At 68.0% G+C, this 25427-nt stretch carries 27 protein-coding genes; 20 read left to right on the forward strand and 7 right to left on the reverse strand.

Annotated features, from left to right (window positions below):
- Positions 1–112: 112 nt before the first annotated feature.
- The 4 genes from THSYN_RS15280 (at position 113) to THSYN_RS35350 (ending at position 4351) form a co-directional block, all read left to right on the forward strand.
- Complete coding sequence (locus THSYN_RS15280; RefSeq protein WP_100919901.1) at positions 113–1468, forward strand: efflux RND transporter periplasmic adaptor subunit; 1356 nt, start codon at positions 113–115, stop codon at positions 1466–1468.
- A complete protein-coding gene (locus tag THSYN_RS15285) occupies positions 1465–2262 on the forward strand; it encodes an ABC transporter ATP-binding protein (RefSeq protein WP_100919902.1) in 798 nt (265 codons plus the stop codon). Before THSYN_RS15280 ends, THSYN_RS15285 begins: the two co-directional genes overlap by 4 nt.
- A 107-nt stretch (positions 2263–2369) precedes the next feature.
- A complete protein-coding gene (locus THSYN_RS15290) occupies positions 2370–3593 on the forward strand; it encodes an ABC transporter permease (RefSeq protein ID WP_100919903.1) in 1224 nt (407 codons plus the stop codon).
- A gap of 335 nt (positions 3594–3928) precedes the next feature.
- Positions 3929–4351, forward strand: a complete 423-nt coding sequence (locus tag THSYN_RS35350; RefSeq protein WP_216644538.1) for a hypothetical protein — start codon at positions 3929–3931, stop codon at positions 4349–4351.
- 319 nt (positions 4352–4670) lie between these two features.
- Here the strand turns inward: THSYN_RS35350 and THSYN_RS15300 are convergent, their stop codons facing one another.
- The 3 genes from THSYN_RS15300 to THSYN_RS15310 all read right to left on the reverse strand — a co-directional run bounded on the left by THSYN_RS15300 (position 4671) and on the right by THSYN_RS15310 (position 7736).
- Positions 4671–5297, reverse strand: a complete 627-nt coding sequence (locus THSYN_RS15300) for a hypothetical protein (protein WP_100919904.1) — start codon at positions 5295–5297, stop codon at positions 4671–4673.
- A 514-nt stretch (positions 5298–5811) separates the two neighbouring features.
- The gene (locus THSYN_RS15305; RefSeq protein WP_100919905.1) at positions 5812–6081 is read right to left on the reverse strand and encodes a hypothetical protein; all 270 of its coding nucleotides are present in this window, start codon (positions 6079–6081) and stop codon (positions 5812–5814) included.
- A 41-nt stretch (positions 6082–6122) separates the two neighbouring features.
- On the reverse strand, positions 6123–7736 hold the full coding sequence (locus THSYN_RS15310; RefSeq protein WP_100919906.1) for an MFS transporter: 1614 nt from the start codon (positions 7734–7736) through the stop codon (positions 6123–6125).
- Positions 7737–8219: 483 nt separating this feature from the next.
- On the opposite strand from THSYN_RS15310, the gene THSYN_RS36685 reads away from it, so the two are divergent.
- The 12 genes from THSYN_RS36685 to THSYN_RS15370 all read left to right on the forward strand — a co-directional run bounded on the left by THSYN_RS36685 (position 8220) and on the right by THSYN_RS15370 (position 18424).
- Positions 8220–8354 (forward strand): ATP-binding protein, encoded by a 135-nt coding sequence (locus THSYN_RS36685; RefSeq protein ID WP_172965293.1) that lies wholly within the window; start codon positions 8220–8222, stop codon positions 8352–8354.
- Positions 8355–8414: 60 nt separating this feature from the next.
- Positions 8415–8756, forward strand: coding sequence for a DUF4143 domain-containing protein (locus THSYN_RS15320; RefSeq protein ID WP_236848955.1), 342 nt, complete (start codon positions 8415–8417; stop codon positions 8754–8756).
- Between the two features lie 153 nt (positions 8757–8909).
- On the forward strand, positions 8910–9905 hold the full coding sequence (gene cas6, locus THSYN_RS15325; protein WP_157817704.1) for a CRISPR system precrRNA processing endoribonuclease RAMP protein Cas6: 996 nt from the start codon (positions 8910–8912) through the stop codon (positions 9903–9905).
- Positions 9906–10289: 384 nt separating this feature from the next.
- A complete protein-coding gene (locus THSYN_RS33940; RefSeq protein ID WP_157817705.1) occupies positions 10290–11225 on the forward strand; it encodes a DEAD/DEAH box helicase family protein in 936 nt (311 codons plus the stop codon).
- A 10-nt stretch (positions 11226–11235) separates the two neighbouring features.
- A complete protein-coding gene (cas10, locus tag THSYN_RS15335; RefSeq protein ID WP_100919910.1) occupies positions 11236–14274 on the forward strand; it encodes a type III-B CRISPR-associated protein Cas10/Cmr2 in 3039 nt (1012 codons plus the stop codon).
- Between the two features lie 16 nt (positions 14275–14290).
- Positions 14291–14575 (forward strand): nucleotidyltransferase family protein, encoded by a 285-nt coding sequence (locus THSYN_RS15340; RefSeq protein WP_100919911.1) that lies wholly within the window; start codon positions 14291–14293, stop codon positions 14573–14575.
- On the forward strand, positions 14572–15084 hold the full coding sequence (locus THSYN_RS37320) for a HepT-like ribonuclease domain-containing protein (protein ID WP_418219888.1): 513 nt from the start codon (positions 14572–14574) through the stop codon (positions 15082–15084). The genes THSYN_RS15340 and THSYN_RS37320 overlap by 4 nt, the downstream gene beginning before the upstream one ends.
- Positions 14993–15817 carry a DUF4338 domain-containing protein gene (locus tag THSYN_RS15350; RefSeq protein WP_418219941.1) on the forward strand — a complete coding sequence of 275 codons (825 nt, stop codon included), beginning with the start codon at positions 14993–14995 and terminating at the stop codon, positions 15815–15817. The genes THSYN_RS37320 and THSYN_RS15350 overlap by 92 nt, the downstream gene beginning before the upstream one ends.
- Positions 15814–17184, forward strand: a complete 1371-nt coding sequence (locus THSYN_RS15355; RefSeq protein WP_100919912.1) for an IS4 family transposase — start codon at positions 15814–15816, stop codon at positions 17182–17184. The genes THSYN_RS15350 and THSYN_RS15355 overlap by 4 nt, the downstream gene beginning before the upstream one ends.
- A gap of 47 nt (positions 17185–17231) precedes the next feature.
- Entirely contained in the window at positions 17232–17453 is a 222-nt protein-coding gene (locus THSYN_RS15360) for a hypothetical protein (RefSeq protein WP_100919913.1), read from the forward strand.
- A gap of 115 nt (positions 17454–17568) precedes the next feature.
- Positions 17569–18099 (forward strand): SAVED domain-containing protein, encoded by a 531-nt coding sequence (locus THSYN_RS15365; RefSeq protein WP_157817706.1) that lies wholly within the window; start codon positions 17569–17571, stop codon positions 18097–18099.
- Between the two features lie 4 nt (positions 18100–18103).
- Positions 18104–18424 carry an STIV orfB116 family protein gene (locus tag THSYN_RS15370; protein WP_100919915.1) on the forward strand — a complete coding sequence of 107 codons (321 nt, stop codon included), beginning with the start codon at positions 18104–18106 and terminating at the stop codon, positions 18422–18424.
- A 258-nt stretch (positions 18425–18682) separates the two neighbouring features.
- On the opposite strand, the gene THSYN_RS15375 is transcribed toward THSYN_RS15370, so the two are convergent.
- Positions 18683–18913, reverse strand: coding sequence for a DUF2281 domain-containing protein (locus tag THSYN_RS15375; RefSeq protein WP_100919916.1), 231 nt, complete (start codon positions 18911–18913; stop codon positions 18683–18685).
- 473 nt (positions 18914–19386) lie between these two features.
- Positions 19387–19986, reverse strand: coding sequence for a transcriptional repressor LexA (gene lexA, locus THSYN_RS15380; protein WP_100919917.1), 600 nt, complete (start codon positions 19984–19986; stop codon positions 19387–19389).
- Positions 19987–20091: 105 nt separating this feature from the next.
- Between lexA (THSYN_RS15380) and lexA (THSYN_RS15385) the strand changes: the two genes are divergently transcribed.
- Positions 20092–20559, forward strand: coding sequence for a transcriptional repressor LexA (lexA, locus tag THSYN_RS15385; protein ID WP_100919918.1), 468 nt, complete (start codon positions 20092–20094; stop codon positions 20557–20559).
- Between the two features lie 221 nt (positions 20560–20780).
- Here the strand turns inward: lexA (THSYN_RS15385) and THSYN_RS15390 are convergent, their stop codons facing one another.
- Both THSYN_RS15390 and gvpA read right to left on the reverse strand, forming a co-directional pair.
- Complete coding sequence (locus THSYN_RS15390) at positions 20781–21236, reverse strand: hypothetical protein (protein WP_236848574.1); 456 nt, start codon at positions 21234–21236, stop codon at positions 20781–20783.
- A 189-nt stretch (positions 21237–21425) separates the two neighbouring features.
- The gene (gene gvpA / locus THSYN_RS15395) at positions 21426–21644 is read right to left on the reverse strand and encodes a gas vesicle structural protein GvpA (RefSeq protein WP_020503491.1); all 219 of its coding nucleotides are present in this window, start codon (positions 21642–21644) and stop codon (positions 21426–21428) included.
- A 711-nt stretch (positions 21645–22355) separates the two neighbouring features.
- On the opposite strand from gvpA, the gene THSYN_RS33945 reads away from it, so the two are divergent.
- From THSYN_RS33945 to THSYN_RS15410, 3 genes are all read left to right on the forward strand, one after another.
- Positions 22356–22532 (forward strand): hypothetical protein, encoded by a 177-nt coding sequence (locus tag THSYN_RS33945; protein WP_157817707.1) that lies wholly within the window; start codon positions 22356–22358, stop codon positions 22530–22532.
- A 106-nt stretch (positions 22533–22638) separates the two neighbouring features.
- Complete coding sequence (locus THSYN_RS15400) at positions 22639–24585, forward strand: ATP-binding protein (RefSeq protein ID WP_100919919.1); 1947 nt, start codon at positions 22639–22641, stop codon at positions 24583–24585.
- 358 nt (positions 24586–24943) lie between these two features.
- Positions 24944–25270 carry an RpnC/YadD family protein gene (locus THSYN_RS15410; RefSeq protein WP_216644539.1) on the forward strand — a complete coding sequence of 109 codons (327 nt, stop codon included), beginning with the start codon at positions 24944–24946 and terminating at the stop codon, positions 25268–25270.
- Positions 25271–25427: the final 157 nt, after the last annotated feature.

Raw genomic sequence — 25427 nt, forward strand, 5'->3', positions numbered from 1 at the left:
GCAATCGGAAAAGCGAAGCGATTTGGGGTGCGAGAGAATCCGGGGCACGACGATAAGCTCGATTACGACAACGACAACGACAACGGCGCAAGCCGGACCCCAGGCCCCGATCATGAACACCCCTCCCCCATCCACCAGCGTCATGCCGCCGCTCGGCCCGGACCGCGAAAGCGAATCCGCGATCGACCTCGCCACCCTGCTCGACGAGCCCGCGGCGCCGCCCTGGTACCGCCGCCGCGCGCTTTGGGCCGGCGTCCTGTTGCTCGCCCTGGCGGGCGCCGGGGTCTGGTATTGGCAGGCGCACAAGGAGGCGAGCGCGGCCCCCGGTTACACCACTGAGCCGGTCACGCGCGGTAACCTGACGCTGACCGTCACCGCCAACGGCACCCTGCAGCCGACCCGCTCGATCAACATCGGCAGCGAACTCTCGGGCACCGTTCTCAAGGTCAATGTCGATGTCAATGACCAGGTCAAGAAGGGCCAGGTGCTGGTCGAACTGGACACCGCCAAGGCCCGGGACCAGGTCCTGCGCGCGCGGGCCGCGCTGGCCGTGACGATTGCGAAGGTCGCGCAGACGGCGGCGACAGTGAAGGAGGCACAGGCGAGCCTGACCCGACTTCAGGAGGTCGCCCGGCTGTCCGGCGGCAAGGTGCCGTCCAAGACCGAACTGGAGGTCGCCCAGGCGACCCTGGAGCGGGCGCTCGCCGACGCCGCCAGCGCCCGCGCCAGTGTCGATGACGCCCAGGCGGCCCTGTCTACCGACGGCATCAATCTGTCGAAGGCATCCATCAGAGCCCCGACCGACGGCGTGGTGCTGACGCGCAACGTCGACCCCGGCAACGCCGTGGCCGCCTCGCTCCAGGCCGTCACCCTGTTCACCCTGGCCGAGGACCTGGCGCAACTGCGCCTTCAGGTCTATGTCGACGAGGCCGACGTGGGTTCGGTCAAGGTGAACCAGGACGCCACCTTCACCGTCAGTGCCTACCCGACGCGCAAGTATCCGGCGCGGATCACCCGCGTCGCCTTCGGCTCGACCATCACCGACAATGTCGTCACCTATCTCACCTATCTGGCGGTGGACAACGCCGATCTCAGCCTGCGCCCGGGCATGACGGCCACCGCCACCATCACCGCGACCGAGCGTAACGACGTGCTGCTGGTACCCAACAGCGCGCTGCGCTTCACCCCGACCGCCGCGGGTGCCGGCCGGGCCGCGCCTGCTACCGGCATTGTCGCCAGCCTGATCCCGCGCGGACCGGCCAGGACCGCCCGCAAGTCCGCGGCGCTCGGCGCCAGCACCGCCGCGGCCCGCCAGGTCTGGGTGCTGCCGTCCGGCGGCGACGGCACCGCCGTGGCGGTGGCGGTGACGCCGGGCATCAGCAACGGCCGCCTGACCGAGATCACCGGGGGTGACCTGCAGGCCGGGATGCAGGTAATCACCGACCAGAAGGCGGTGACCGCGAAATGAGCGCGTCACCAGGACCGGCACGCACCGCGGCCCCGATCGCCGCCGGCGCCCCGCTGATCCACCTGCGCGGCGTGACCAAGGTCTACGGGACCGGCGCGGTCGCGCTGCTGGCGCTCAAGGGCATCACACTCGACATCCGGGCCGGCGAGTTCGTCGCGATCATGGGGCCCAGCGGGTCGGGCAAGTCGACCGCGATGAACATCCTGGGTTGTCTGGACACCCCCAGTTCCGGCCAATACCTGTTCCTGGGCGCCCATGTCGAGGACCTGTCGCGCGACCAGCGGGCGCGGCTGCGCCGCCGCTACCTGGGCTTCGTGTTCCAGGGCTTCAACCTGCTGGCGCGCACCTCGGCGCAGGAGAACGTGGAACTGCCGCTGGTCTATCGCGGCGACAGCGCCGCGGTGCGCCACGCGGCCGCCGCCCGGGCCCTGCGCTCCGTCGGCCTGGGCGGCTGGGAGCACCACACCCCGGCGGAACTCTCCGGCGGGCAGCAGCAGCGCGTCGCCATCGCCCGCGCCATCGTCACCGAACCGGCCGTGCTCCTGGCCGACGAACCCACCGGCAACCTCGACACCCAGCGCAGCCAGGAGATCATGGACCTGCTGCGCGCCCTGAACACGGACCACGGCATCACGGTCCTGATGGTCACGCACGAGCCCGACATGGCCGCCTATGCGCGGCGCCTGGTGCACTTCGTCGATGGGCGGATCGACAGTGATGCACCCAACCCGCACCCGGTCGCACCGAACCCATCACCCCGGAAAGAGCAGTCATCCACAGATGAACACAGATGAACACCGATTCTTCGGTGACTTAGAGATAAGCGCATGACAGTTCAAACGACATCTGTGTTCATCTGTGTCCATCTGTGGATCTTGGAATCACCGCAGGCGCGCCGCTGATGCTGCTGTCCAACACCCTGGGGCTCGCCCTGCGCTCGATCCGCCGCAACCTGCTGCGCTCCTTCCTGACCATCCTGGGGATCGTCATCGGGGTCGCCGCCGTCATCACCATGGTCACACTCGGCAACGGCGCCACTCAGGCGGTACAGACCCAGATCGCGGGACTGGGCAGCAACCTGCTGATGATCCGGCTCGGCCAGCGCCAGGGGCCCGGCGGCGGCGGCGGCGCCGGTATCCCTGGATTCAAGGAGGGCGATGCGCAGGCGATCATGGCGGAGCTCGGCGGCATCGCCGCGGCGGCCCCGGAGGGCCGCGCCGGCGTCACCGTGATCGGCAACGGACGCAACTGGGCCACCAACGTCACCGGCAGCACCAACGCCTGGTTCACCACCGGCAATTGGAAGCTCGCGAGCGGGCGCACCTTCACGGACGAGGACCAGAGCGCGGGCTCCGCCGTCTGCATCATCGGCGAGACGGTCAGGCGCGAGATCTTCGGCGGGGCGGTCGGCGCCGGCGGCCTGGGCGAGCAACTGCGTATCAAGCAGTTCTCCTGCGAGGTCATCGGTGTGCTCGCCTCCAAGGGCCAGGCGGCGATGGGCAACGACCAGGACGACACGGTGCTGGTGCCGCTGCACACGCTTCAGCGGCGCGTCACCGGCAGCCTCAAGGTCTCCACCCTGCTGGTGTCGATGCAGGACGGCACCGACAGCACGCGGCTCAAGGCGAGCCTCACCCAACTGCTGCGCGAGCGCCGCAAACTCACCGCGGGTGACGACGACAACTTCAACGTGCTCGACACCCAGCAGCTCGCCGAGACCCTGTCCGGCACCACCCGGGTCATGACCACCCTGCTGGGCGCCGTCGCCGCGGTGAGCCTGCTGGTGGGCGGCATCGGCATCATGAACATCATGCTGGTCAGCGTCACCGAGCGCACCCGCGAGATCGGTCTGCGCCTGGCCATCGGCGCCCTGGAGCGCGAGGTCCTCCTGCAATTCCTGATCGAGGCGGTGGTCCTGGCCGCACTCGGCGGGCTCATCGGCATCGTCATCGCCACCGGCGCCTCCATCGCCCTGGCCGGCGCGATGGGCGTCCCCTATCTGTTCAATCCCACCATCAATGTGCTCTCATTCGTCTTCGCCGCCGCCATCGGCGTGCTGTTCGGCTATTTCCCGGCCCGACGCGCGGCGCGGATGGACCCGATCGAGGCGCTGCGGCACGAATAAACCTCTCGGCTGATCACGCTTCCGGTCACTCCAGGGTGCCATCCGTCGCGACGGGTTGCCGCCTTGGGTTCGTAACCAGGCGCCTGGAAGTATAGGAATTCTCTCACAAAGGCGCAAAGACACGAAGAAGAATAGGAGATGCTATGCGTGCAACCGTACCGACCACCGCCCGTCCCGCGCGATAAGCTGTCTTTCAGGCCAAGCGACGGCCCACTGCATCGTCACCCTTGATGAGCCGCCGTATCTTGAGAACGCCTGCCGGGGCGCCTTGAATCGCCGATTCAATCGGCCTGCCCCGGCAGTCCGATCCCCCGCACGCAATAAGAGCACATCACATGAGAGCGCAACAGAGATTCGTCCGCGGCCTGGCAGCCGTCGCCGCACTGATCGGTTTGGCCGGCTGTGCCGGTATGTCCCAGCAGGACCAGAACACCCTGGCGGGCGCCGGCATCGGCGGCGTCGCCGGCGCGGCGCTCACGAATGGGGGTCTGGGCGGCACCCTGGGCGGGGCCGCGGCCGGCGGGCTCATCGGGCGGATCATCACCCCGAACAATGACAACAATGGCAACCGTTACTACAACGACAACGGCCGCAACAACAGCAACGGCTATTACAACAATAATCGCCAAAACTACGATAACGGTTACTACAACAGCAACCGACAGAATAACGGCAACGGCTACTACAACAGCAACCGCCGTAGCGACTACAACAACGCCAACCGCTGGAGCAACAACGTCGGCTGGTTCGGAAATTAGTACACCCGGATGGAAATACGCGGCCCTTTGGCAAAAGCGTGTACCCGTAGGGTGCGCCGCGCGCACCGGGGCGTCGGCCCAGGCTCGAGACGTTTCGCTCAACCGCAGCGTTGGAAGGTGCGCACAGCGCACCCTACGGGCGCGCTGCGCCCAATGGTCGGAGCATTTTCATCTTGCGGTACCAGGCCCGCCGCGGGCGGGCCGGCCGCAGGGTTGACAAGCGACAGCGCAGCCGGCCAACCGGGGCGACATCCCCCGCGCAATCCTGGAATACGCACGCCCGGGGCACCGTGTCGCACCCCGGACGCGAACCACGGGGTTACCGGCAGTCAGGCATAGGCGCATCGACGATCGAGGCGTAACGCCCGTTGGTGGTGCGAACGATGACGCACTGGGAGCCCTTGCGCCAGTTGGTGTAGGAACTGCCGCCGCCCTTTTCGCCCTTGACATATTTGTAGCCGCGCTGCCCCAACTCCGTCTCGCCGCTGCTCCCGCGCGCCCCGACCAGGTCCTGCAGCGATTTGGCGCCGCCCGCCCCAGCGGTGGTCTGACTGGAAGCCCCGTGCTTGTTCATCTCGTTGACGGCGACCCCGCCGGCGACCACCGCGGCGGCGCCGATGGCGAGCTTCTCGGCCGTCCCCAGGCCCTTGGGTCTAGGCCCGCTGTACTCGGCGGCGGTCACATGGCGGTTCTTGACCTCGCAGGTCCAGGGGTGTTTGTCCCCGTCGACCTTGGTGAGCCCCCGCACCTTGAAGTGCAGCGCGGTGTCGCTCAGACGTTCCGCGCTGGCGTCGCGCAGGTCGCTCAACTTGTATTCGCTGCGGATGCGGCTCTCGCAGTCGCGGATCGCGTCCTTCTCACCGTAGGCGAAGGCCGCCCCGGGCAGCGCGAGCGCCACGGCGAGCAGCAGATGGGAAGAGGCTCGGGGGGCATGGGTCCGATGCATATCAATGGGCTCCGGTTGTGGATGGGCGTGAGGGAGGACTGGACAAGGCCCCCGAAGCTGGGGGCAGCCCCGCGCACCTCAAGCGCCAGGGTCCAGGTGCCCCCGTCCCCTCCATGATCAAGCCCAGGACCGCGACAGTCGCCCAGCGACCCTGTGGGAGCGGCTTCAGCCGCGACGGGTCGCGCGGGGACCTGAACATGGTCCGCACAGCGGACCCTACGACCCCAGCACCGCGGTTGCTCCCGTAGGGTCCGCTGTGCGGACCGATGCACCCACCGACCCCGCGCGGGCACGAGCGCACGACCAGTCAGGGCCGGGCCGAACCGTACTGCTCGCTGAGACAGGCGATGATGCGGTCGGATTCGTAGATGAAACGGGTCGGTCCGGGCTCATCGATACGCAAACAGGTTGGTTGCGCAATGCCGTGACCGGACGGCGCGCCAATACCGTGCCCGCGCCGGAAGGGTCACTTCGGAGCGTTCGCCCGGCACCGGCCGCTCCTGATTGCGGTCGCTCAGGCCTCGTTCGGCTTGGGCGGAAACAGCGGCGCGAGCGACTTGACGATCATCTCCGAGAGAATCTTGCCGGGGCAGATCCGCGTGATGACGGCAAAGGTGAACGAGATCGGGGGAATATACAGCACCCAATGCACCACACCGAACCCGGTGAGCCAGATGCCCGTCCACAAGATGGTCCCGGACACGGCAAAAAAGAGGCGCAGGCCGGGACCCAGCCGTTCAACGCCTCTGAAATAGTTGACGATCGCGCTGAAAAACCCGTTCATATCGATGGCTCCTGTTAACGATGATCATCAAGGCCCTTCGATCAACCCGTCCCCGTTCCGACCGCCGGCGGCGCCAGCAGGTGGCGCACCAGCGGCGGCTGGGGACCGCGATGCAGGGCCCAGATACGCCCCTGGAGCAGTCGGTCCGCCCCACTGACCCGCTCGTGGTGGCGCAGGTGGCTGAGCCAGGTGCCCTCGACGAAATACTCGACGTAAAGACCGGGCGCGGTGACGTCCTCCATGATCCACCAGTGGACGGCCCCGAGACGGCGCCGCGCCTGGGCCTGCTCCGCCATCAGGGTCAGGAAGGTCGCAACGGCCGCGGGCTCGATATGGTATTGGATCATCGTCATGACCGGGCCGCGCTCCTGCGGCGTGTCCAGCCGGACCAGGGGCGCGGGCCAATGCATCGATGGCGCCAGGTCCAAGGCTTCACCCTGCCCCACCCTGACCCGCCAGGTGGCGGCCAGCGTCAGCAGGGCCAGTCCGGCGGCGATCAGCAGGGCCTCGTCGACCCCGTGCTCCGAGGCAATCAGGCCCCAGATCACCGAGCCCAGGGCCATGGTGCCGAAGAACAGGGTCAGGAACAGCGACAAACCGCGCGCCCGCACCCAGTTGGGTAGCGCCAGTTGGGCCGCGACCTGGAGGCTCGACAGCACGAAGATCCAGGAGACGCCCGCGAGCAGGGACGCGGCCGCCGCCGCATAGGGATTGGCGATCAGCGAAAAGGCGGCCAGCACCAGGGCGGTCCCCAGGCTGCCGGCGGTGACGGTGCCGTCGGGGCCCAGGCGCGGCTGCACCCGCGGCAGCAGCAGGGCACCGAGCACTGCCCCGGCCCCCACGCAGCCCATCAGCACACCATAGAGGCTGGCGCCGCCCCCAAGTGAGGTCTTGGCGATGACCGGCAGGAGCGCCCAATAGGCGCTGGCGGAGAGAAAAAAGGCGACCCCGCGCACCAGGGCCGCCCGCAGCGGCGCGCTGTGCAGGGCGTAGCGCAGGCCGTTACGCAGGGCCTCCCCCAGGCCCTCGGCCGGCAGGGCCGAGCCGGCCGCGGCGGCCGGCCGCCACCAGGCCAGGGCCGCGACGATCACCAGGAAGCTCAGGGCATTGCCGGTGAAGGGTGCGGCAAAGCCCAGCCAGACGATCAGGGCCCCCGCCACGGCCGGACCGATGGCGCGGCTGACATTGACCCCCATGGAATTGAGTGCGATGGCCGGACCCAGGATCGCCCGCGGCACCAGTTGCGGGACTATGGCCAGCCAGGCCGGGGTGATGAAGGCCGCGCCCGCGCCCAGCAGGAAGGTGAAGCACAGGAGCAGCACGGCGTTCATCCGCCCGAGCCCGACCAGGACCGCCAGGACGGCCGCCACCAGGGCCATGGCGGCGTTGACCGCGAGCAAGAGCTTGCGGCGGTCGAAGATGTCCGCCAGGGCCCCGGAGGGCAGCGCCAGCAGAAAGGCCGGGGCCGTGGTCGCCACCTGCACCAGGGCCACCGTCAAGGGGTCCGGGGCCAGGGTCGTCATCAGCCAGCCGGCGCCCACGGTGTTCATCCCGGTGCCGATGTTGGAGACCACCGTGGCGGCCCAGAGCAGGGTAAAGGCGCGGTGCCTGAAGGGGTCCCAGGCCGCGGGGCCGGGACTGGGTCGGATTGCCATGGATGGGTCTGCCGGTCAGGTCGCGTCGCGCCGGGCGTGCCGCGGAAATACCGGGCCCCAGGGCCCGGTCAGGGCGCGAGTCTCCCCGGTCCGGCGCCGTGCGGCAAGTGTTTTCAGGGTATGACGGGTGCCCGTCAACGGGGCGGATCGGCCTCTGAGCCATGATCGCGCGGCTGCTCGTGGGCTATGCCGAGGGCCATGGCATCGACCACATCGTCGGCCACCGCGGACGCACCCTGTTCTAGCGCTGGCTGGTCGGCTCCATCGCCCGCCGGGTACTCGCCTATGCCCCCTGCGCGGTGACCGTGGTGCGCCCGCGGGCCTGATCGCGGCCGACCGACGCCTTGGCCTGCTGATACTGTCCGGCAGCCCCTGGCCTGCGAATCAAGTGCACTGTCCCCGGAACCGCGTGGACCACCCGTAGGGTCCGCTGCGCGGACCATAGAACTTGCAAATCCGGCATCGCACTCCACAATTGCAACCATGATCCCCCGCATACTTCAGAACCGCCTGGAACAGCGCCTGTGCCAATTCCCCGCGGTTGCCCTGCTCGGACCCCGCCAGGTCGGCAAGACCACCCTGGCCCGCGCCTGCCCGGCCGCCGCGGGCGCACTCTAGGTCTATGTCCGCGACAGCGGCCTGGTCCACACCCTCCTGCGCCTGGACGACCTGGACGACCTGCTTGGCCACCCGGTGTGCGGGGCCAGTTGGGAAGGCTTCGTCATCGAGACCCTGCTGCGCGCCGCCCCCGAGCGCTCCCAACCGAGCTTCTATCGGACCGCCACCGGCGCCGAGGTCGACCTGGTACTGGAACTGCCCGGCAACCGCCTCTGGGCCATCGAGATCAAACGCGGCCTGGCCCCCAAGGTCGAACCCGGCCTGCGCACCGCCCTGGCCGATCTGAATCCGGACCGCGCCTTCCTGGTCTACGCCGGGCAGGAGCGCTACCCCAAGGGCGACGGGATCGAGGCCATCGGGGTGGGGGAACTGGCGCAGGAACTCACTGCCCTGGATGACTGAGCCGGCGGCACGGGGGCGACGTCCAGCGCAGTCGAATTCGGGTTATTATGGAGACTGATACACAGGGTAGTTCCCGCCATCGCATGTGTCAGCCGCATGGGGGTGATGGACACCTGGACGCGCAGCAGTGGACTTGACGGATCGAGGACCGACATGAGCGAAGACGATCATCGGGGTCGAGTAGCCCCCGCCGGCTTTCCGGCAATAGCGCGCTTGCGCTTCCGGTTGCGTGCCCTGGACCCCATCGAACTGCCGGAGTACGCGGGCTCCGCCTGGCGCGGGCTACTCGGCCACGGGCTGCGCCGCACCGTCTGTGTCACCCGCCAGCCGACCTGTGCCGGGTGCCTCCTGACCCATGCCTGCTGCTACTCCCTCCTGTTCGAGACCCCGCCCCCGCCCGGTCATGACAGCGCCGGATTCAGCGCCCTGCCCCACCCCTATGTGCTCGACATCGACCCCCGGGCGCCCCGGCACCACGCGACGGGCGACCACCTCGACCTCGGCATCACCCTGCTCGGCACGGCCATCGACCAGGCCCCCTACCTGATTCACGCCCTGGCGAACGCCGGTCAGCTTGGGATCGGCCGGGATCATGGCCGCTTCGCGGTGGCCGCCCTGCACCGGGAGTCTGCCCCCGGGTCGGACACCTGGGTCCAGGTCTACGACCCCGGAACCGGTCAGTACCAGCAGCAACCAGCGGCCCCCCTCACCCCCCCAGCGCCGCCGGCCCCGGGTGCGGTCCGAATGCACATCAGCACCCCCCTGCGCATCAAACGCGACGGCCATTTCATCGCACCCCGCGACTTCACCCTGACCGACCTGTGCCACCCGCTCCACATTCGCTTGCAGCGTCTCGCGGCCCTCTATGGCGGCCAGCCGCAGCCCTTCGAGTGGTCGCGGGCCGCACCCCTCATGGACGGCCTGGCCCTGCACGACTGCCGCCTGCGCTGGCACGACTGGACCCGCTACTCCTCCCGCCAGGGCAGCCTGATGCAACTGGGCGGCCTGCTCGGGGAACTGACCATCCAAGGCCCCGCCCTGGCCGAGGTCTGGCCCGTGCTCTGGGCCGGCCAATGGACCCATGTCGGCAAGGGCACTGCGTTTGGGCTTGGGGCCTATCGGCTCGCGGCGGTGGACGACGCCGCGTGAGGACCCGGCCCGCCGAAAAGCTTTCCGATCGCCCACCCGCCGGCGGGCCATGCCATCATGCGGCCCGCACCCGGCGACCACTCGCCCCCGGTAGGAGCGGCCCCCCGGCCGCGACGAGCCCCGCAACGATCCCGTCGGCCGCGTCCGCACATCCCGTCCGTCTCGGCCGGGGCCGCCCCTATCCGACACGCCCGTGGGGCACGACCAGCACAGTTGAGGAACCCGTGTCATGAACCGACTCGCCTATCGCATCCGCTTCCAACGCCGGCCTTCCTCGGCAACGCCGAGCAGGCGGGACAGTGGCGCACCCCGCCGATCAAGGCACTGTTGCGGCAATGGTGGCGGGCGGTGTACGCGGCGGGACGGCATGGCGAGTCTGGCCTCGTGGCGACGATGCGGGCCGACGAGGGTCAGCTCTTCGGGGCCGCGGCCGATGGTGGAGATTCTTGCCGCAGTCTGCTGCGACTGCGCCTGGATCAATGGACAGAAGGAAAGCTGAGATCCTGGCAAGGGCTTGAGCAGCAGCCGGTAAACCACCCGGAAGTGAAACAGACTGGCTTTCAAGTCGGTCCCCACGCCTATCTGGGATTCGGGCCTCTGGATGGCAGGGGCGGAACCAAGCTGGCCGGAAAGCGAACCGCGATTGCGGCAGGCGATTTTACCGTCCTGAGGATGGCGTTAGACGGACAGCGGAACGCCGGCCTTGCCGAGCGTGAGGCTCCACGCCTCGCAACGGCGCTCGTCCTGATGAACCATTACGGCACCCTCGGTGGCCGCAGCCGTAACGGCTGGGGCTCTTTCTCGCTGGTGCCTGCCGACGACGCGACACCTATCATTGATGCCGCGCTGGATCCGAGCCTGGTCCGCCCCTGGCGTGAAGCACTCGCGCTCGACTGGCCCCACGCCATCGGCCGGGATGCGTCCGGTCCGCTCATTTGGCAGACGGAAGCCTGCCAAGACTGGAAGACGGTCATGCGGCACTTGGCGGAGATCAAGATCGGCCTGCGCACCCTGTTCAAGTTCACCACCGGCAAGGGCGCCCGGCAGCCCGAGTCTCGCCATTGGCTGAGCTACCCGGTCACCAACCACTCGGTTTCCAGTTGGGGCAACGCCCGTCTCCCCAACAGCCTGCGCTTCAAGGTCCGCCCCTGCGCAGATGGCAAACTGCGCGGCCTGATCTTCCATGTGCCCTGTCTCCCGCCGGATACCGCGACGGCCCGCTTCCGCCCCGACCGGGCGGCTATCGAAGATGTCTGGCAGCGCGTCCACACCTTTCTGGACCAGCAGCCGGCCACAACCCTCACCCGCACCTCAGTCTGAGAGCGAACCCATGGACGACAATACCTTCTGGCAACTGAAACTCCACGCCCGTCTGCATGACCCGGCGGAGAAGTCTCTCGTGCTCCTGCGTGATCCGGCCGGGCACGAGGGCGGTACCTGCCGCGCCCTGCAACGATTCCTCAGCCGGGCCCCCCTCGCCGCCGAGGCCATCGGCTCCGCGGACAGCCCGGCGCTGCACGGCGCGGTCTTTACCCAGGGCGTCCCGCGAGAGCAATACGAAACCCTGCGCCGCGCGGACTGGTGGGCCGCGGCGGCGGATCGTCCCCAGTGGCCCTTGGAAGAAATCAGCGTGACGACCCGCTCCGGCGTCCAGAAAACGCTCAAGGTCGCTGATTGGGCTCAGGTGAATTGGGCCAAGTATCCGGTGTTGATCCATCCGCTGACCGGCGCCGAATTCGACCTCGGGCGACACGGCGGCCTTAAGGACACGGACCTCAAAGACATCAAGTCGCGCAGTCTCCAGCACTTCGCCAGCCTGGTGCTGCGGCACGGCGATCAGGTGGACTGGCAACGCACCCTGCTCGCCTGCTGGCGCTTCGGCCCGGAACTGCGGGAGGAGGAGGACTTCGGCAAGCTGGGCGAGTTGTGGAAGGTGCTCCCGGCCGACACCCGGGTGCCCGACCACAGCATCTGGGACCACCTGGACCTCACCTCGGCCTTCGCCGGCGCCTTTGGTGCCGACCCGGACGGTGAGGCGGCACTCCTCACCCTGTCGATCGGTCCGGTCCAGCCCTTCATCGCCGCCGCGCGTTCGACCTCCGACCTGTGGGCTGGCTCGCACCTGCTCGCGCGCCTGGCCTGGGAGGCGATGCGGCCCCTGTGTGAGGAACTGGGACCCGATGCCATCCTGTTCCCGCGACTGCGCGGTGTGCCCCAGGTAGACCTGTGGCTACGCGATGACTGTGGCCTGCCGCCGGCCCTTTTTACCGATTGCGACTGGACCCGCGGCGCCACCGACGGCAACCCGCTCTTCACCGCCGCCCTGCCCAATCGCTTCGTGGCGGTGGTGCCGCGCGCCCGGGCCGAGGCCCTGGCGCGGCAGGTGGAGGAACGGGTGCGGAGTTGGCTGCTCGGATGCGGCAAGACTGTTGTGGATCGGCTGCTGACAGAGGCCGGACTTGAAACACCCGGCGAGGCCCATTGCCATCGGCAACTGCGGGATCAACTTGCGGGCTTCCCGGAAGTCCATTGGGCCGTGGTGCCATTCTCCCTGATCCGCCCCCGCAACCCGGCGCGCCAGACCGACCTGGACACGACGGCCCTCTCCGCGGCCATGGCACCCTTTTTCGGTGTCGAGCCGGGCCAACCCTGCGGCTTCCTGGCCAGCCCCGCCTGGCAGGTGCTTCAGCGGGAAACCGTCTGGGCGGACAACACCACCTTCTTTTCACCGAATCCGGGGGTCCTCTACCCGGCCGTCTATGACCTGGCCGAACGGGTGCTGGCAGCGGCCAAGTCCGTCCGTTCATTCGACCAGACCGAGCAGACGGGATGGCGCTGCTCGCTTACCGGTGAGACCGAGTGGCTCACCACTGAGCCGGCTCAGTTGTGCCAGTCCTACCGGCGTCAGACCGACACCTTGTGGGCGAAGATCGCCGAGCGGCAGCCGGCCTGGGCGAAAAAGGGTGAGCATCTCGGTGCCTTGTCCGCGATCAAGCGCCTCTGGCCGACCCTGTTCGCCGAGGAAGTGGCGCGGGCCCTGGGTGGGAAGGGTTTCCGGCGCTTCGTGGTTTCCACCCACACCATGGCGCTCAGCCATCAACTCGACCGGTGGCTGCACAACGGCGCCTGTCTGGCAGACGGCTGCGCCGACGCGCTCGCCAGGTATGACCCGGAACCGGTCGCGCTGCCGCGCCGGCTCTTGCGCGACCACCAGGGAAAGCCGGCACTCGCCATCGCCAGGCGGCTGGCCGGGCTGCTGGAGCGGGCCGCAGACCTGGATGAGCCGCAGGAGGCCGAACGGCTGCGCCGTCTGGTGAAAGACACGTTACTGGGCCGGAGCGGCCGGCTGGAGACCTACTATTCCTTGCTGCTCCTGGACGGCGACCGCATGGGCGCCTGGCTGTCGGGGGACGGACCGAAGGGTCTTGATCCCGATTCCGGACAGCCGCCTTTGCCAGGCCCCGTCGCGGCCGGGGGCCGCTCCTACCGGGACGGCTTCCACCCCCGGGTGCGCGCCGGGTTCGACGCGCACGCCAGCCGCCAACCGCTCCTGCAAGCCTATGCTGGAGCCCCGCGCGCCCTTTCGCCCAACCGTCACCTGGCGATCTCGGGGGCGCTGAACGACTTCTCGCTCACTTTGGTGCCCCAGGTCATCGAGACGGAATTTCGCGGCCGGGTGATCTATGCCGGCGGGGACGACGTGCTGGCTATGCTGCCGGTGGCCGACCTGTTTCCGGCCATGCAGCGTCTGCGGTGGGCCTACTCCGGCAACGATCCCGATCAAGTCTCCGGTGATCGGACCGGATTGGTATTGCGCGATGGTTTCGCCTTGCTGCGCGGCCGGCTGATGCGCCTGATGGGCACGGCGGCCACGGCCAGTGCCGGTGCGGTCATCGCACACCACCAGGCACCGCTGGGCGCCGTCCTGCGGGAACTGCGATTGGCCGAGTCCCGGGCGAAGAACGAGGGCGGACGCGATGCCTTCTGTCTCTCCCTGATCAAGCGTTCCGGCGGGACGCGCCAGTTCACAGCCAAATGGGGCGAGGGCGAGCCGGTCGCGCTGCTGTGTGCACTACGGGACTTCCTGGCCGACCCGGCGGTTTCGCGCCGCGCCGTCTACAACAGCCTGGAATGGCTCAAGGACCTGCCGGAGCCGGACGGCAACGGCGCCATGCTGGAGCAACTCTTGGCCTACCAACTGACGCGCCAAAGCGAGGGCAAGACCGCAACCAACCACGATGTTCCCGACCTGGCGCGACGGCTCACGGCGCTCGCCCTGCTGCAACCCAAGGACCGCATCGACTGGTTGGAAAACGCGCTCGCCGTCGCGGAATTCCTGGCGCGGCAGGGACGTACCGCAGGCGAATGAATCCGGGAGAAACACCATGAACCCTCTGATTGAAAGCCACCGTGAACAACTAAGGTCGATTGCCGCTCGCTACGGCATCGAGCGGGTCAGGGTCTTCGGCTCTATGGCACGCGACGATGCCGATACCGACAGCGACATCGACCTCCTGGTCTCGCTGCCCCCGGGAACGAGCGGCCTTGCGCTCGGCAGCCTGCTGATGGACGTCCAGGACCTGATGCAGCGCAAGGTCGACGTCGTCACCGAGGCCGGACTGCATCCCGCCGTGCGTGAGGGGATCTTACGGGAGGCAACGCTGCTATGAAGCCCGCCCGCGACGCGGACCGCGTGCTGCTTGCCCACATCCGCGAGTGCATTGAGCGGATCGTGGAATATACCGGCGGTGACCGGTCCATCTTTATCGCCTCCCGGCTGGTGCAGGACGCGGTTGTCCGCAACCTGCAAACGCTCGCAGAGTCGACGCAACGCCTGAGCGATTCGCTCAAGACAGCGGAACCGGGGGTGCCCTGGCGCGCCATCGCCGGCTTCCGAAACGTACTCACCCACGGATACCTGGGGCCTGACTATTACCCACATCTCGGCTGGCCGGCGCGCGGCGCCGGTGCTGGACACAGAGCAGCAAAGCTGGTGAAATTCGTTCCCATCGCGAGCGATGGGGCAAAGGTAGATGACCGAGGCACGTGTTGGCAAGCTGTGCGGACGGCCGCTGAGTGCGGCGGACCTGGAGACGATTCGGCGGGCCATCGACGCCGCCGCCCCGCCGTTGCGCGCCGAGGTGGCGCGACGGGTCTGTGCGGCGCTGGGGTGGCATGACACCCTGGGCCGCCCGAAGCTGATGAGTTGCCGGGTGGGACTGCTGCGCCTGCACCGTGCGGGGCTGATCGAACTGCCGGCGGCGCGCAACGGCAACGGTAACGGTCGCGGCCTGGTGAAGCAACCGAGTGCCTGGCCGAGCGAGCAGCCGCTGGCGGGATCGGTCGGGCAACTGAGCGGTCTGCGCCTGGCGCCGGTCGCCGATCGGAGCGCCTCGCGGCTGTGGAACGGGCTGATCGAGCGCTGGCACTACCTGGGCTACACGCCGCTGCCCGGTGCGCAACTGCGCTATCTGATCCAGTCGGATCACGGGCTCTTGGGTGCGCTCGGCTTCGGGGCGGCGGCCTGGAAGGTCGCGGCGCGCGACCGCTGGATCGGCTGGGAGCGCCCCGCCCGTGAGGCCCATCTGGGACGCGTGCTCAACAACGCCCGCTTTCTCATCCTGCCCTGGGTGCAGGTGAAGAACCTCGCCTCCAAGGTCTTGGCACTGGCCGCCGCGCGGGTCGGCGAGGACTTCGCCGCGCGCTATGGCGAGCGCCCGGTCCTGTTGGAGACCTTTGTGGAGACGCCCCGGTTTCGTGGTACCTGCTACCGCGCGGCCAACTGGCGCTATCTTGGCGAGACCGCGGGGCGCGGCAAATGCGACCGCACCCACCAGGCGGCGCTGCCGCGCAAGGCGCTCTATGTCTATCCGCTGGCGGCGGATTTCCGCGCCCTGCTGGGGGTCGCATGAGCGCCCTGGCCGCCGAGCTCGACGGCATCGACTTGGGCGATCAACGTCTGAACCGGCGCGCGCGCCGGGTGTTGGCCAAGCTCGGGGAGAAACCCACGGTGAGCATTCCCGCCGCCTGCGGTGGCTGGCGCGAAACCCGCGCGGCCTATCGCCTGTTCGACCATGATGCGGTCACCGCCGAGGCCGTACTCGCCCCGCACATCGCCTGCACCGTCGCGCGGATGGGCGCGCACCCGCGGGTGCTATGTATCGAGGACACCAGCGAGCTCGACTATACCGGCAGACCTTCCATGCAGGGCCTGGGGCCGCTCAACCTGGAGACCCGCCAGGGCCTGTATCTGCATCCGACGTTGGCGGTGACTCCCGAGCGGCTGTGCCTCGGGCTGCTCAATGTCCACCGGTGGGTCCGTGAGCCCGGCAGCCTGGGGCAGGACAAAGATCCCAAGCGCGCCCTGGAAGAGAAGGAAAGTGTGCGCTGGGTGGACGGTTACCGGCAGGTCGACGAACTGGCCGAGCAACTTCCGAACACCCGCCTGACCTATGTGGCCGACCGTGAGGCCGACATCTATGACCTGTTTGTCGAGGCCCCCTGTCCCGACACCGCCGCCGACTGGCTGGTCCGCGGCCAGCACGACCGGGTACTGGCCGATGGCAAGACCCTGCGTCAACAGGTGGCCGAAGCGCCGGTGCTGGCCGCAACCACCTTCGAGCGACCCGCCAGCCATGGGTGCACGGCCCGCACGGTCCATCAAGAACTGCGGGCTGTGCGGATCACGCTCCCGGCCCCGCGCCGCCCCGATCGCACCCTGCCCGCGGTGGAAATCACCGCGCTCCTGGCCAGCGAGCCGGCGCCGCCGACGGGCGAGGAGCCGGTGGTGTGGCTGTTGCTCACCAACCTGCCCGTGGATACCCCCGCGCAGGCCCTGGAGAAGCTGCAATGGTACCTGTGCCGGTGGCAAATCGAGGTCTATTTCCGCATCCTGAAGAGCGGCTGCCGGATCGAGAAGCTGCAACTGGAAAAACGCGAACGTCTGGAACCGGCGCTCGCCTGCTACATGATCGTCGCCTGGCGAGTACTGTTCCTCACGATGCTCGGACGTGAATGCCCCGACATGCCTTGCGACGTGGTCTTCGAGACCGCCGAGTGGCACGCCGTCTACATCGTCACCGAGCGCAAGCCCCCGCCCGACACCCCACCCACGCTGGATCGAATGGTGCGCATGATCGCCGGCCTCGGCGGCTTCCTCAACCGCAAGTCCGACGGTTTCCCCGGCCCGCAAACCCTCTGGATCGGACTCCAGCGCGCGGCCGACTTCGTGCTGGCGATGGAGGCCCAGCGCGGCGTCGGGGATGGGAGATATGGTTAATAGTCAGGGCCGAGGCGGCGCGCCTGGACATCCGGGAGGTTACCGCCGTGGGCGCGCGGGCCGTCGGTGCCATGACCAATGCCTTTTTTCACCAGCGCATGACGAGTATCCGTGAGCAATTGGAGGAGTCCCTGGGGCCGCTGGCCGAGGTCTATGCCATCCAGGCGGTGAGCCCGGGCCGTCCCGCCGGTTATGGCCTGGCGCTGGAGCCGGAGCATATTCGTATTCTGGCGGAAGGCTGCCGCCAGGGGCCGAACGGCTTGCCATAACGGGCCTTGATCATCACTGCGGCCACGCGCCCTTGCGGCTACCCGTCGCGGCCTGGGGGCCGCTCCTACGGCGAACGCTATCGCCGTCATCCACCACTGGCATGGGGGAGAGACGGTGTCTCATCTATCCGAAGGGTTGATTATGATGTGGGATTGGTTCGACAAGACAGCGACGCTCCTGGGCTTCATCAGCCTGATCCCGATCTTCTGGACCTGGTATGAAATCGCCTGGGGCAGCAAGCGTCGTTATAAGGCGTGGTTCGAGGCGGTGCGGCAAACGCCGGGGCGGCGTCCCGGGGTACTGATCGTGGACCTGCTGCCGGCCAAGGAGATGCGGGCTCAGGTTGAGAACTTTTTGAAGGGGTCGCCGGACCTGAAGGCGATCCCGGCAGAGCGCATCCTGTCTGTCAATCACCTCAAACGCACCAAGGCGGAGGACCTGCCGTCGCTGGTCCTGGAGGTGCGGCAACAGATCGCACTGCTGATGCGCCAAGGCGTCGATGCCATCCACCTCTTCTATGGCGGACCCTGTGCCGTGGCAGCGATCATCGGGGCGGAGTTGCGCAATGGCTGCCGCGTTCAGTTGTATAACCACGAACAGGGCACCTATGTGACCTTCGGCCCGCTGTTGCATCTCGAGGGTTGAGGCGATGACCATCTATCTGCTCAATACGCCCATTCTCACCGCCTACGGCGACTATCGCTTTTCCGGTCCCATCACACCCGCGCAGGCGCGGGAACGGCTGGCCGGCGGCTTTGTGTCGGCGGTCGGGCATGGTGCCGCGGCGGTCTTTCTCAGTCGACTTCTAGGGCTTGAGGTAGCGACCAACCGTATCACGATCGCCATGCAGCCGGGCGATACGGCCTTGGTGCTGCGTCTCACGACACGGCTGGCAGAGGGGATGATGCTGACGCCGGAGGAGATGGCGGAGGTGGAGTTTGAACTGGGCTGGCTGGAGCGACTGGCCTGAGGAGAACGGGCGCACCCGCATGCTTGGCGGCGGCGCTCGGGCTGCTCTGGAAGCCCTGGGTGAGTATTCAGCCCGGACCCGCTCCAGGCCCGATCTGTAGGCCGATGCCGTTGAGTTAAATGCTGCCGGTTCCCCACGCGCAAGCAGGGGAGCAAGAGCGGGCGCTCCGAGTTCAGTAACCAGACCGGACGCGGAGCGCCCGCACTGCATTCCCACGCTGGAGCGTGGGAACGAGAGAATCGACCAGAACCGACGCCGTCATACTCCCCATTCCGTGGCTCGGAGGTCGCGCACCCACGCGGTGCTATCGGCCATGTCTTTGCGGTCCTGCCACATTCCGACGAAAGGATCGTCACGCAGGGGTCCGAACGGCCGCGCGCGCGCCTGCCCGGAATGACGAGCACCGAGAAACTCGATAAAATTCCGGACCTCCACCTGCTGTTCCGGGGGAAGGGCTGTCAGCTTGTCGATCGTCTCTTGGATATTCATTTCTCAAACCGGCCGGGATCCCAACGGCCGCAACGGCACGACTTCATGGAGACGGTGAGCTCGTCGCCGGCCTGGATGGGGTCGGGGTAGTCGCGGTCCATGGCCGGGGGCTCGGGGGTGTGGTGGGTACGGCTATGCTATCCGGCGGGGGGAGCGGGCTGCAATGCGGGCGGCGCGCCTATTGCCTGCCGCAGCACGATCGGCCGCGATTGTTCGTTCGGCCACCTCCAGTACCACCTGACGCCATTGCGCGGACCAGTGGCGTAGGGTGCGCCGTGCGCACCTTGAGAGGCCGCGTTTGATCGCCGCGGCAAGGGTTTCGGTTGGCGCCGTGGTGCGCGCGGCGCACCCTACGGTCGCGGTGCGGTCGGTGGTCCGCGCCTTTCCATCGTGCGGAACCAGGGTGATATCCGTCGCAGCGCGGGCTTCGGTGGACGTCGCCCGCGCTCGTCCATCCGACCGACTCCGCTGCACTAGCGATAGGCGCGCATCTGCCCCACCAGCACGCCCTGGATCTCGACCTCCTGCGGCGTGAAGTGCAGCGGTTGGAGGGCGGCGTTGGCCGGGAACAGGGTGACCTGCCCGGGTTCTTGGAGGATGCGCTTGAGGGTGGTGTCCTCGCCGCGGATCAGCGCGACCACGATGGCGCCGTTGTCGGCGCTGCGGCGATGCTCGATGACGACATAGTCGCCGTCCAGGATGCCGGCCTCGCACATGGAATCGCCCGTGACCTGCAGGACGTAGCAGGGCGCGGCGGTGCGCAGGTGGGGCGGGACCTGGATGGTTTCGGCCTGCGGCAGGGCGTCGATCGGGCGGCCGGCGGCGATCCGCCCGAGAAAGGGCAGCGTGTCGGCGGGGGGCTCTTGCGCGATCAGGCGGATGCCGGGGTGACGCGGGTCGAGCGGCTCCACCAGGCCCGCCGCGATCAGGGCCCGGATGTGCTTGTGCAGCGATCCGGGCGAGCGCAGGCCGAGCAGCGCGCAGAGTCCGACCAGGGTCGGCGGCCGGGCCTGGGCGGCGGCCTCGGCCCGCAGGGCGTCCAGGACCGCCTGTTGGCGTGGGGTGAGTCGCATGGGGCTGAAGTTCTCTTGCTGTTCTCTGAATCTCTGCTAGTCTGACGGAGAACAGATCGAGAACGACCGCCCCCACACCGAGCCCCCGCACCGAGGTAGCCGCCCATGCATCCGAATGTTGCCTACATCCTGCCGAAGCCCCGCCACGCGACCTGGAACCCCGCCCTGGAGCCGCTGGTGCTGGCCTGCGAGCCTGGCGTCGAGATCCCGCTCCTGGGCTATGTCGCCGCCGGGCAGCCGGTGGATGTCCCGCAGGATTGTGCAACGGTCACGGTGCCGCGCCACATGGTGCGCAAGAACAGCTACGCCTTGCGGGTGCGCGGCCACTCGATGATCGACGACCATATCCAGGACGGGGATATTATCATCATCGAGAAGCGCGAGACCGCTGAGAACGGGGAGTCCGTGGTCGCTATGATCAACGGTGAGCGCGTGACCCTCAAGCGCTTTTATGTGGAGGCGGACGGGATCAGGCTGCAGCCGGCCAATCCGGCCATGAAGCCGATCTATCTGCGGCACGAGGAGTTGCAGATCCTGGGGATCGTCTCGGGGGTCATCCGGCGCGGGGGCTGACGCGGCCCGGTCGGGGCGTGCACCCATGGGTGATGCGCCCGGCGCGGCATCGCTGTCCCGGAGATGGCGCGGGCCGCGGCGGGGCAACGGGAAATGGACAGGATTAACAGGACTTCGCAGGATTCACCGGGTCTGCCGTTACTGCAATGCCCCGGCCGAACATCCGATGAATCCTAAAAAATCCTGTTAATCCTGTCCAATTCGCGGACGGGTTGTGCTGATCAGGCGCCCTTGGGCGCCCTCCCCGCTCCCTTGACCGGCGCTTTGTGTTGGGTCGGGGGCTGGTGCCAGGTCTTGGGTGCCGTGTCGCTCTTCGCCCGGGCTGGGGGCGGGGCGGCGGAGGTCGAGGCCGCGCCGCGCCAGGCTTGGCGGCCTGCACTGCGCTCCCCGGCGAGGTCGTTCACCAGCGTGACCGTCTGGCGCTGGAGGTCGGCGACGGTGCCGCCGAGTTGGGCCAGGAAGGCGTTGCGATCGGCCCGTGCGGCCTGTGCCATGTCGGCATGGGTCGCGCGGAAATTGGTCTGCAGGGTCTCGACACTGCTCTTCAAATCACTGATGAAGGCGTGTGCGGCGTCCGTCACTTCTTGGCGGGTGTCGGCGATCAGGGTTTGGCGGGCCATGCGCTCGGATTCGATCTCGTCGCGCAGCCGCCCCATGTCTTCGGTAAAGCGGCCCATTGTCTACACCTCGTGTCAGGTTGCGAAAGCGCACCGGGCGCGGGTGGTCCGCGTCCAGCCGCTACCGCGGGTTCGGCGCGGTACGCCACCGCAACCGGCACCGGATGCCGCCGTGCGAGGCTGGTCAGCGCAGCGCGGCGGCATCCATCGGGGCGAAGGGTTCGCCCAAGACCTCGATCAGGCAGGGGATCAGGCCGGGGCCGCCGCCGGGGCGGTGAGGCCGATCGCTTCGGCATACTTCAGGTAGGTCTCGACGGAGGCGATCACCACGCGGGCCTCAACGGCGAGCAGCTCGATACCGACCAGGGAGACCTTCAACCACGCATCGATCACGATGCCCTTGTCCAGGATGCGGTCAACGACTTCGGCCAGGCTGGAGGAATCGGTGGAGTTGGCGACTTTTGCCATTTTCTTAACCCTCTGAACGTCTAAACGAATGCACATGACGTGCGTTTGAAGCGTACCTACCGGACCTGCATGACGGTGCGCGTGGTTGCGCATCCGGCCCCGCCACCCGTGTCACCCGACCCGCGCACCAGGACTGGTGCTTGGGGGGCTTCCCGGTGCGGCGTCCTGCCGGCTCGGTCGCTTGACTGAGATAGAGCATGGGGCGTGCCAGTTGTGAGCACCGCCGACCGCCATTATAGCATCGCTATAAATCAGTGACTTGGCGCTTCGCGCCCGCTCCGGCGCCAGCGTTTACCAGGCAAGTGCGATTTTTTCCTATGGAATGGTTTCCATGTCTGTGGTGTCGGCGCCCTAGTACCTTACTGCCGTTAAGTTAAGCGCCGCGGCCCAAGCCCCTGGAGTCCAAGGCTTCAGCCTTGGAGCGCGCCAAGGCTGAAGCCTTGGACTCCAGGCCGCGACGAGGCCACGGCGGCTTGCGCGGGCTCGTCGCGGCGCAAGCCACTCCCACAGCGCCGCTGCGCGACTTTCGCGGTGAAGCCGCGAACTGCGGTGTACTGCTTCGCAGAATCGGGGGCATTCCTGGAATGCATCTGCCCAAATGGGCACATCGATAATCCAACTAACTGTTATATAACTAGTTACAACTATGGCACGGGCATTGCTTTTACTGTTGCAAGCCAAGTCCCGGCGAATCTGCAAAGAGCACACATCATGGGCCCCAAATACCTTCTCTGGATCGCCTTCAGCGTCGTCTCCTCCACCTGGTATGCACTGGACCCCGCCGCCCATCCGTTGGGCGATACGTTTGCGCAGAAGGCGCCGGTCGAGATTCAGCAACTCGCCCAGGGGCCGCTCCAGGAGGTCGGGCCGCGGACCGCGATGCGCTAGTGGAGGCGATCGAGTTCAAGGCGATAGCCCCCGCGGCCGACGCCGACTGGAACGCTGTCCGGGCGCTCGGCCTGGCGGCCCTGGCGCCCCGGGCCGCCGCGGCACTATGAAGACCCGCCCCCCGCTCCTCGCCCGGCTGTCCTTTCGCGTCAAGACGGTGCTGGGCATCGCCCTGATCGAGCTGGTGCTGCTCGCGGTGCTGGTGGGCTTGAGCCTGGATTACCTCGCCTCCACCAAGGCGCAGGCGCTGGCGGAGCGGGCGCACTCGACCGCCGATCTGTTCGCCACCCTGGCCAAAGACGCGGTCCTGGCCGACGACCTGGCCTCACTGGAGACCTTCGCCGACGCCGTGATGCGCAACCCGGACGTGGTCTATCTGCGGGTCACCGGCAACGGACGGCTGCTGGTCGCACGCGGTGAGGGCACGGCGGCGCCGGCCGGGGCCGCTGGCGTGCTCCATGCCCATGCCGAGATCCGCGAGGCCGGCGCAGGCTTCGGCCGCATCGCGATCGGCCTCTCCACCGCCGGGCAGGTCCAACTCGTCGGCCAGGCGCGCGGGCGTCTGCTGGGCATCGCGCTCCTGGAGATCGGGCTGGTCGCCCTGTTCTCGCTGCTGCTCGGCAGCTATCTCACCCGTTCGTTGCGCGCGCTGAAAATGGCCGCCCAGGAGATCGCCGCCACCGGGATCGCCGGCGGGGGGCTGGATCATCGGGTCCCGGTTGCGGGCGGCGATGAACTGGCCGAGACGGCGCGCGCCTTCAACCGCATGGCCGAGCGCCTCAAGGCCAGCTACGAGGCCTTGGACCAGGCGCGCCAGGCCGCCGAAACCGCCGCCGCCCAGGCGCGCGCCGCGTCCGCGGCGGCCGAGGCGGCCAACGCCGCCAAGTCGCGCTTCCTCGCGCACATGAGCCATGAACTGCGCACACCGCTCAACGCCGTCCTGGGCTCCCTGGACCTGACGCGCGACTGGACCCTGTTGCCCGACCAGCGCGACCAACTCGCCATGGCGGACGAGGCGGGCCAGGCCCTGCTGCAACTGATCGACAATGTGCTCGATCTCTCCCGCATCGAGGCGGGCGAGCTGACCCTGCATCCGGAGCCCACGGCGCTGAGCGAAGTGGCCGCCCGGGCGGTCGCCGTGGTGCGCCCGCTCGCCCGCGCCAAGGGGCTCGATCTCCAGATCGAACTGGGGGCCGAGATCCCCGACCGGGTACTGCTCGACCCCCTGCGGCTGCGCCAGGTGCTGGTCAATCTGGCCGGCAACGCGGTCAAGTTCACCGACAGCGGCCAGGTGCGCCTGCGGGTGGAGGCCCTGTCCCCAGGCGCGGCGTGCCGACGGTTGCGCTTCTCGGTCGAGGACACCGGCATCGGCATTGCCAAGGACCGCCAGGCCCGGCTCTTCGACGAGTTCAGTCAGGTCCAGGACCAGGCCGCCTGCCGCCACGGGGGTGCCGGGCTCGGGCTCGCCATCTCCCAGCGCATTGTCCACCTGCTCGGGGGTCGGATCACAATCGACAGCGAGCCGGGGCGCGGCAGCCGCTTCTCGTTTGAACTTGAGGTCCAGGCGGGAGCACCCAGACTTGCGCCGGTCGCTGCGGCACAGGTGCGCCCGACGCGGCTGCCGGGGGCGGCGGCCCGCCGCGACCTGCCCGTCCTGCTGGTCGATGATGTCAAGACCAACCGGCTGGTGGCCGCCGCCGCGCTCGCCAAGGCCGGTTACTCGGTCCGCAACGCCGCCAACGGCCTGGAGGCACTGGAGGCGGTGCGCCGCGAGCCGATCGGCAGCGTGCTCATGGACGTCTCCATGCCGGTCATGTGCGGGCTGGAGGCGTCACGCCGTATCCGCGCCCTGGCCGGGTCCGTGGGCGAGGTGCCGATCATTGCCTTGACCGCCCATGCGCTCAAAGAGGAAGAGGAGCGCTGCCGCGCCGCAGGCATGGACGACTTCATCACCAAGCCCTTCGCCCGCGAGCACCTGTTGTCCGTGGTGGGGTTTTGGCACGGGGGCAGCCATGGGGATGACGCAGTCGCGCCGACCCCGATATCACTGTAGGAGCGGCCCCCAGGCCGCGACGGGTTGCCGCAAGGGCCTGTGGTCTGAGATATGATCGGGGCCGAGCCGGGCCTCGATCAGGATCCCAGCCACTCCCGGCCACTCTAAGCCGCGACGCCCTCGCGACACCGCTCCCCGGCCTGAAGCGAGCGCCGACACTGGGAGCGCCGCACCCCAGTGCGGCCAGCCTCTCCGCCATACGCGACGCCGCAGTCGTTTGCGAGATCGCGCGGTATCACTTATCACTACCGGACAAGGTAAAAAGTCAGAGCCACCATGCCAAACGTCGAAAAAATCAGCATTGCCCTACCGCCGGAAATAACCGCGCTGGTGCGCAAAGTCGTGATGGCCGGCGAGTATGCTTCAACCAGTCGATAGCGTGAGCATCGAGCGCAACGCACTCAAGCGCTACTTTCCCGACTTCCTCGCCTTCTTCTTTCCCGCCGCCCACGTCGGCGTCGACTGGACCCAGGGCTACACGATGCTGGACAAGGAGTTGCAGAAGGCCGTCCGGGACGCGACCCTGGGCCGTCGGTGGACCGACTCCCTGGTGCGGGTCACCGCCCGGGATGGCAAGGAAGACTGGATTCTGGCCCATGTCGAGATCCAGGGTCAGAACCAGCCGGACTTCCCCAAGCGGATGTTCGTGTACAACTACCCCAAAATAGTGGACCCCCGCACCTGACCTCAGCGCCCCATGAGCCAACCGATCCCAAGCGAACCATCCCCGTCCGCCATCTCACGCGACGACTACGACTCGCCTTGGAAAGACGTGCTCGACCGCTGGCACCGGCAGTTTCTCGTGTTGATCCACACCGAGGTCCAAGGCGAGCGGGAGACGC

The sequence above is a fragment of the Candidatus Thiodictyon syntrophicum genome (assembly GCF_002813775.1).
Lineage (GTDB): Bacteria > Pseudomonadota > Gammaproteobacteria > Chromatiales > Chromatiaceae > Thiodictyon > Thiodictyon syntrophicum.

Bases quoted from the DNA above. Each gene is read 5' to 3' on its own strand.
- THSYN_RS15280 (WP_100919901.1), top strand. From the start codon at position 113: ATGAACACCCCTCCCCCATCCACCAGCGTCATGCCGCCGCTCGGCCCG.
- THSYN_RS15285 (WP_100919902.1), top strand. From the start codon at position 1,465: ATGAGCGCGTCACCAGGACCGGCACGCACCGCGGCCCCGATCGCCGCC.
- THSYN_RS15290 (WP_100919903.1), top strand. From the start codon at position 2,370: ATGCTGCTGTCCAACACCCTGGGGCTCGCCCTGCGCTCGATCCGCCGC.
- THSYN_RS35350 (WP_216644538.1), top strand. From the start codon at position 3,929: ATGAGAGCGCAACAGAGATTCGTCCGCGGCCTGGCAGCCGTCGCCGCA.
- THSYN_RS15300 (WP_100919904.1), bottom strand. From the start codon at position 5,297: ATGCATCGGACCCATGCCCCCCGAGCCTCTTCCCATCTGCTGCTCGCC.
- THSYN_RS15305 (WP_100919905.1), bottom strand. From the start codon at position 6,081: ATGAACGGGTTTTTCAGCGCGATCGTCAACTATTTCAGAGGCGTTGAA.
- THSYN_RS15310 (WP_100919906.1), bottom strand. From the start codon at position 7,736: ATGGCAATCCGACCCAGTCCCGGCCCCGCGGCCTGGGACCCCTTCAGG.
- THSYN_RS36685 (WP_172965293.1), top strand. From the start codon at position 8,220: ATGATCCCCCGCATACTTCAGAACCGCCTGGAACAGCGCCTGTGCCAA.
- cas6 (WP_157817704.1), top strand. From the start codon at position 8,910: ATGAGCGAAGACGATCATCGGGGTCGAGTAGCCCCCGCCGGCTTTCCG.
- cas10 (WP_100919910.1), top strand. From the start codon at position 11,236: ATGGACGACAATACCTTCTGGCAACTGAAACTCCACGCCCGTCTGCAT.
- THSYN_RS15340 (WP_100919911.1), top strand. From the start codon at position 14,291: ATGAACCCTCTGATTGAAAGCCACCGTGAACAACTAAGGTCGATTGCC.
- THSYN_RS37320 (WP_418219888.1), top strand. From the start codon at position 14,572: ATGAAGCCCGCCCGCGACGCGGACCGCGTGCTGCTTGCCCACATCCGC.
- THSYN_RS15355 (WP_100919912.1), top strand. From the start codon at position 15,814: ATGAGCGCCCTGGCCGCCGAGCTCGACGGCATCGACTTGGGCGATCAA.
- THSYN_RS15370 (WP_100919915.1), top strand. From the start codon at position 18,104: ATGACCATCTATCTGCTCAATACGCCCATTCTCACCGCCTACGGCGAC.
- THSYN_RS15375 (WP_100919916.1), bottom strand. From the start codon at position 18,913: ATGAATATCCAAGAGACGATCGACAAGCTGACAGCCCTTCCCCCGGAA.
- lexA (WP_100919917.1), bottom strand. From the start codon at position 19,986: ATGCGACTCACCCCACGCCAACAGGCGGTCCTGGACGCCCTGCGGGCC.
- lexA (WP_100919918.1), top strand. From the start codon at position 20,092: ATGCATCCGAATGTTGCCTACATCCTGCCGAAGCCCCGCCACGCGACC.
- THSYN_RS15390 (WP_236848574.1), bottom strand. From the start codon at position 21,236: ATGGGCCGCTTTACCGAAGACATGGGGCGGCTGCGCGACGAGATCGAA.
- gvpA (WP_020503491.1), bottom strand. From the start codon at position 21,644: ATGGCAAAAGTCGCCAACTCCACCGATTCCTCCAGCCTGGCCGAAGTC.
- THSYN_RS33945 (WP_157817707.1), top strand. From the start codon at position 22,356: ATGGGCCCCAAATACCTTCTCTGGATCGCCTTCAGCGTCGTCTCCTCC.
- THSYN_RS15400 (WP_100919919.1), top strand. From the start codon at position 22,639: ATGAAGACCCGCCCCCCGCTCCTCGCCCGGCTGTCCTTTCGCGTCAAG.
- THSYN_RS15410 (WP_216644539.1), top strand. From the start codon at position 24,944: ATGCTTCAACCAGTCGATAGCGTGAGCATCGAGCGCAACGCACTCAAG.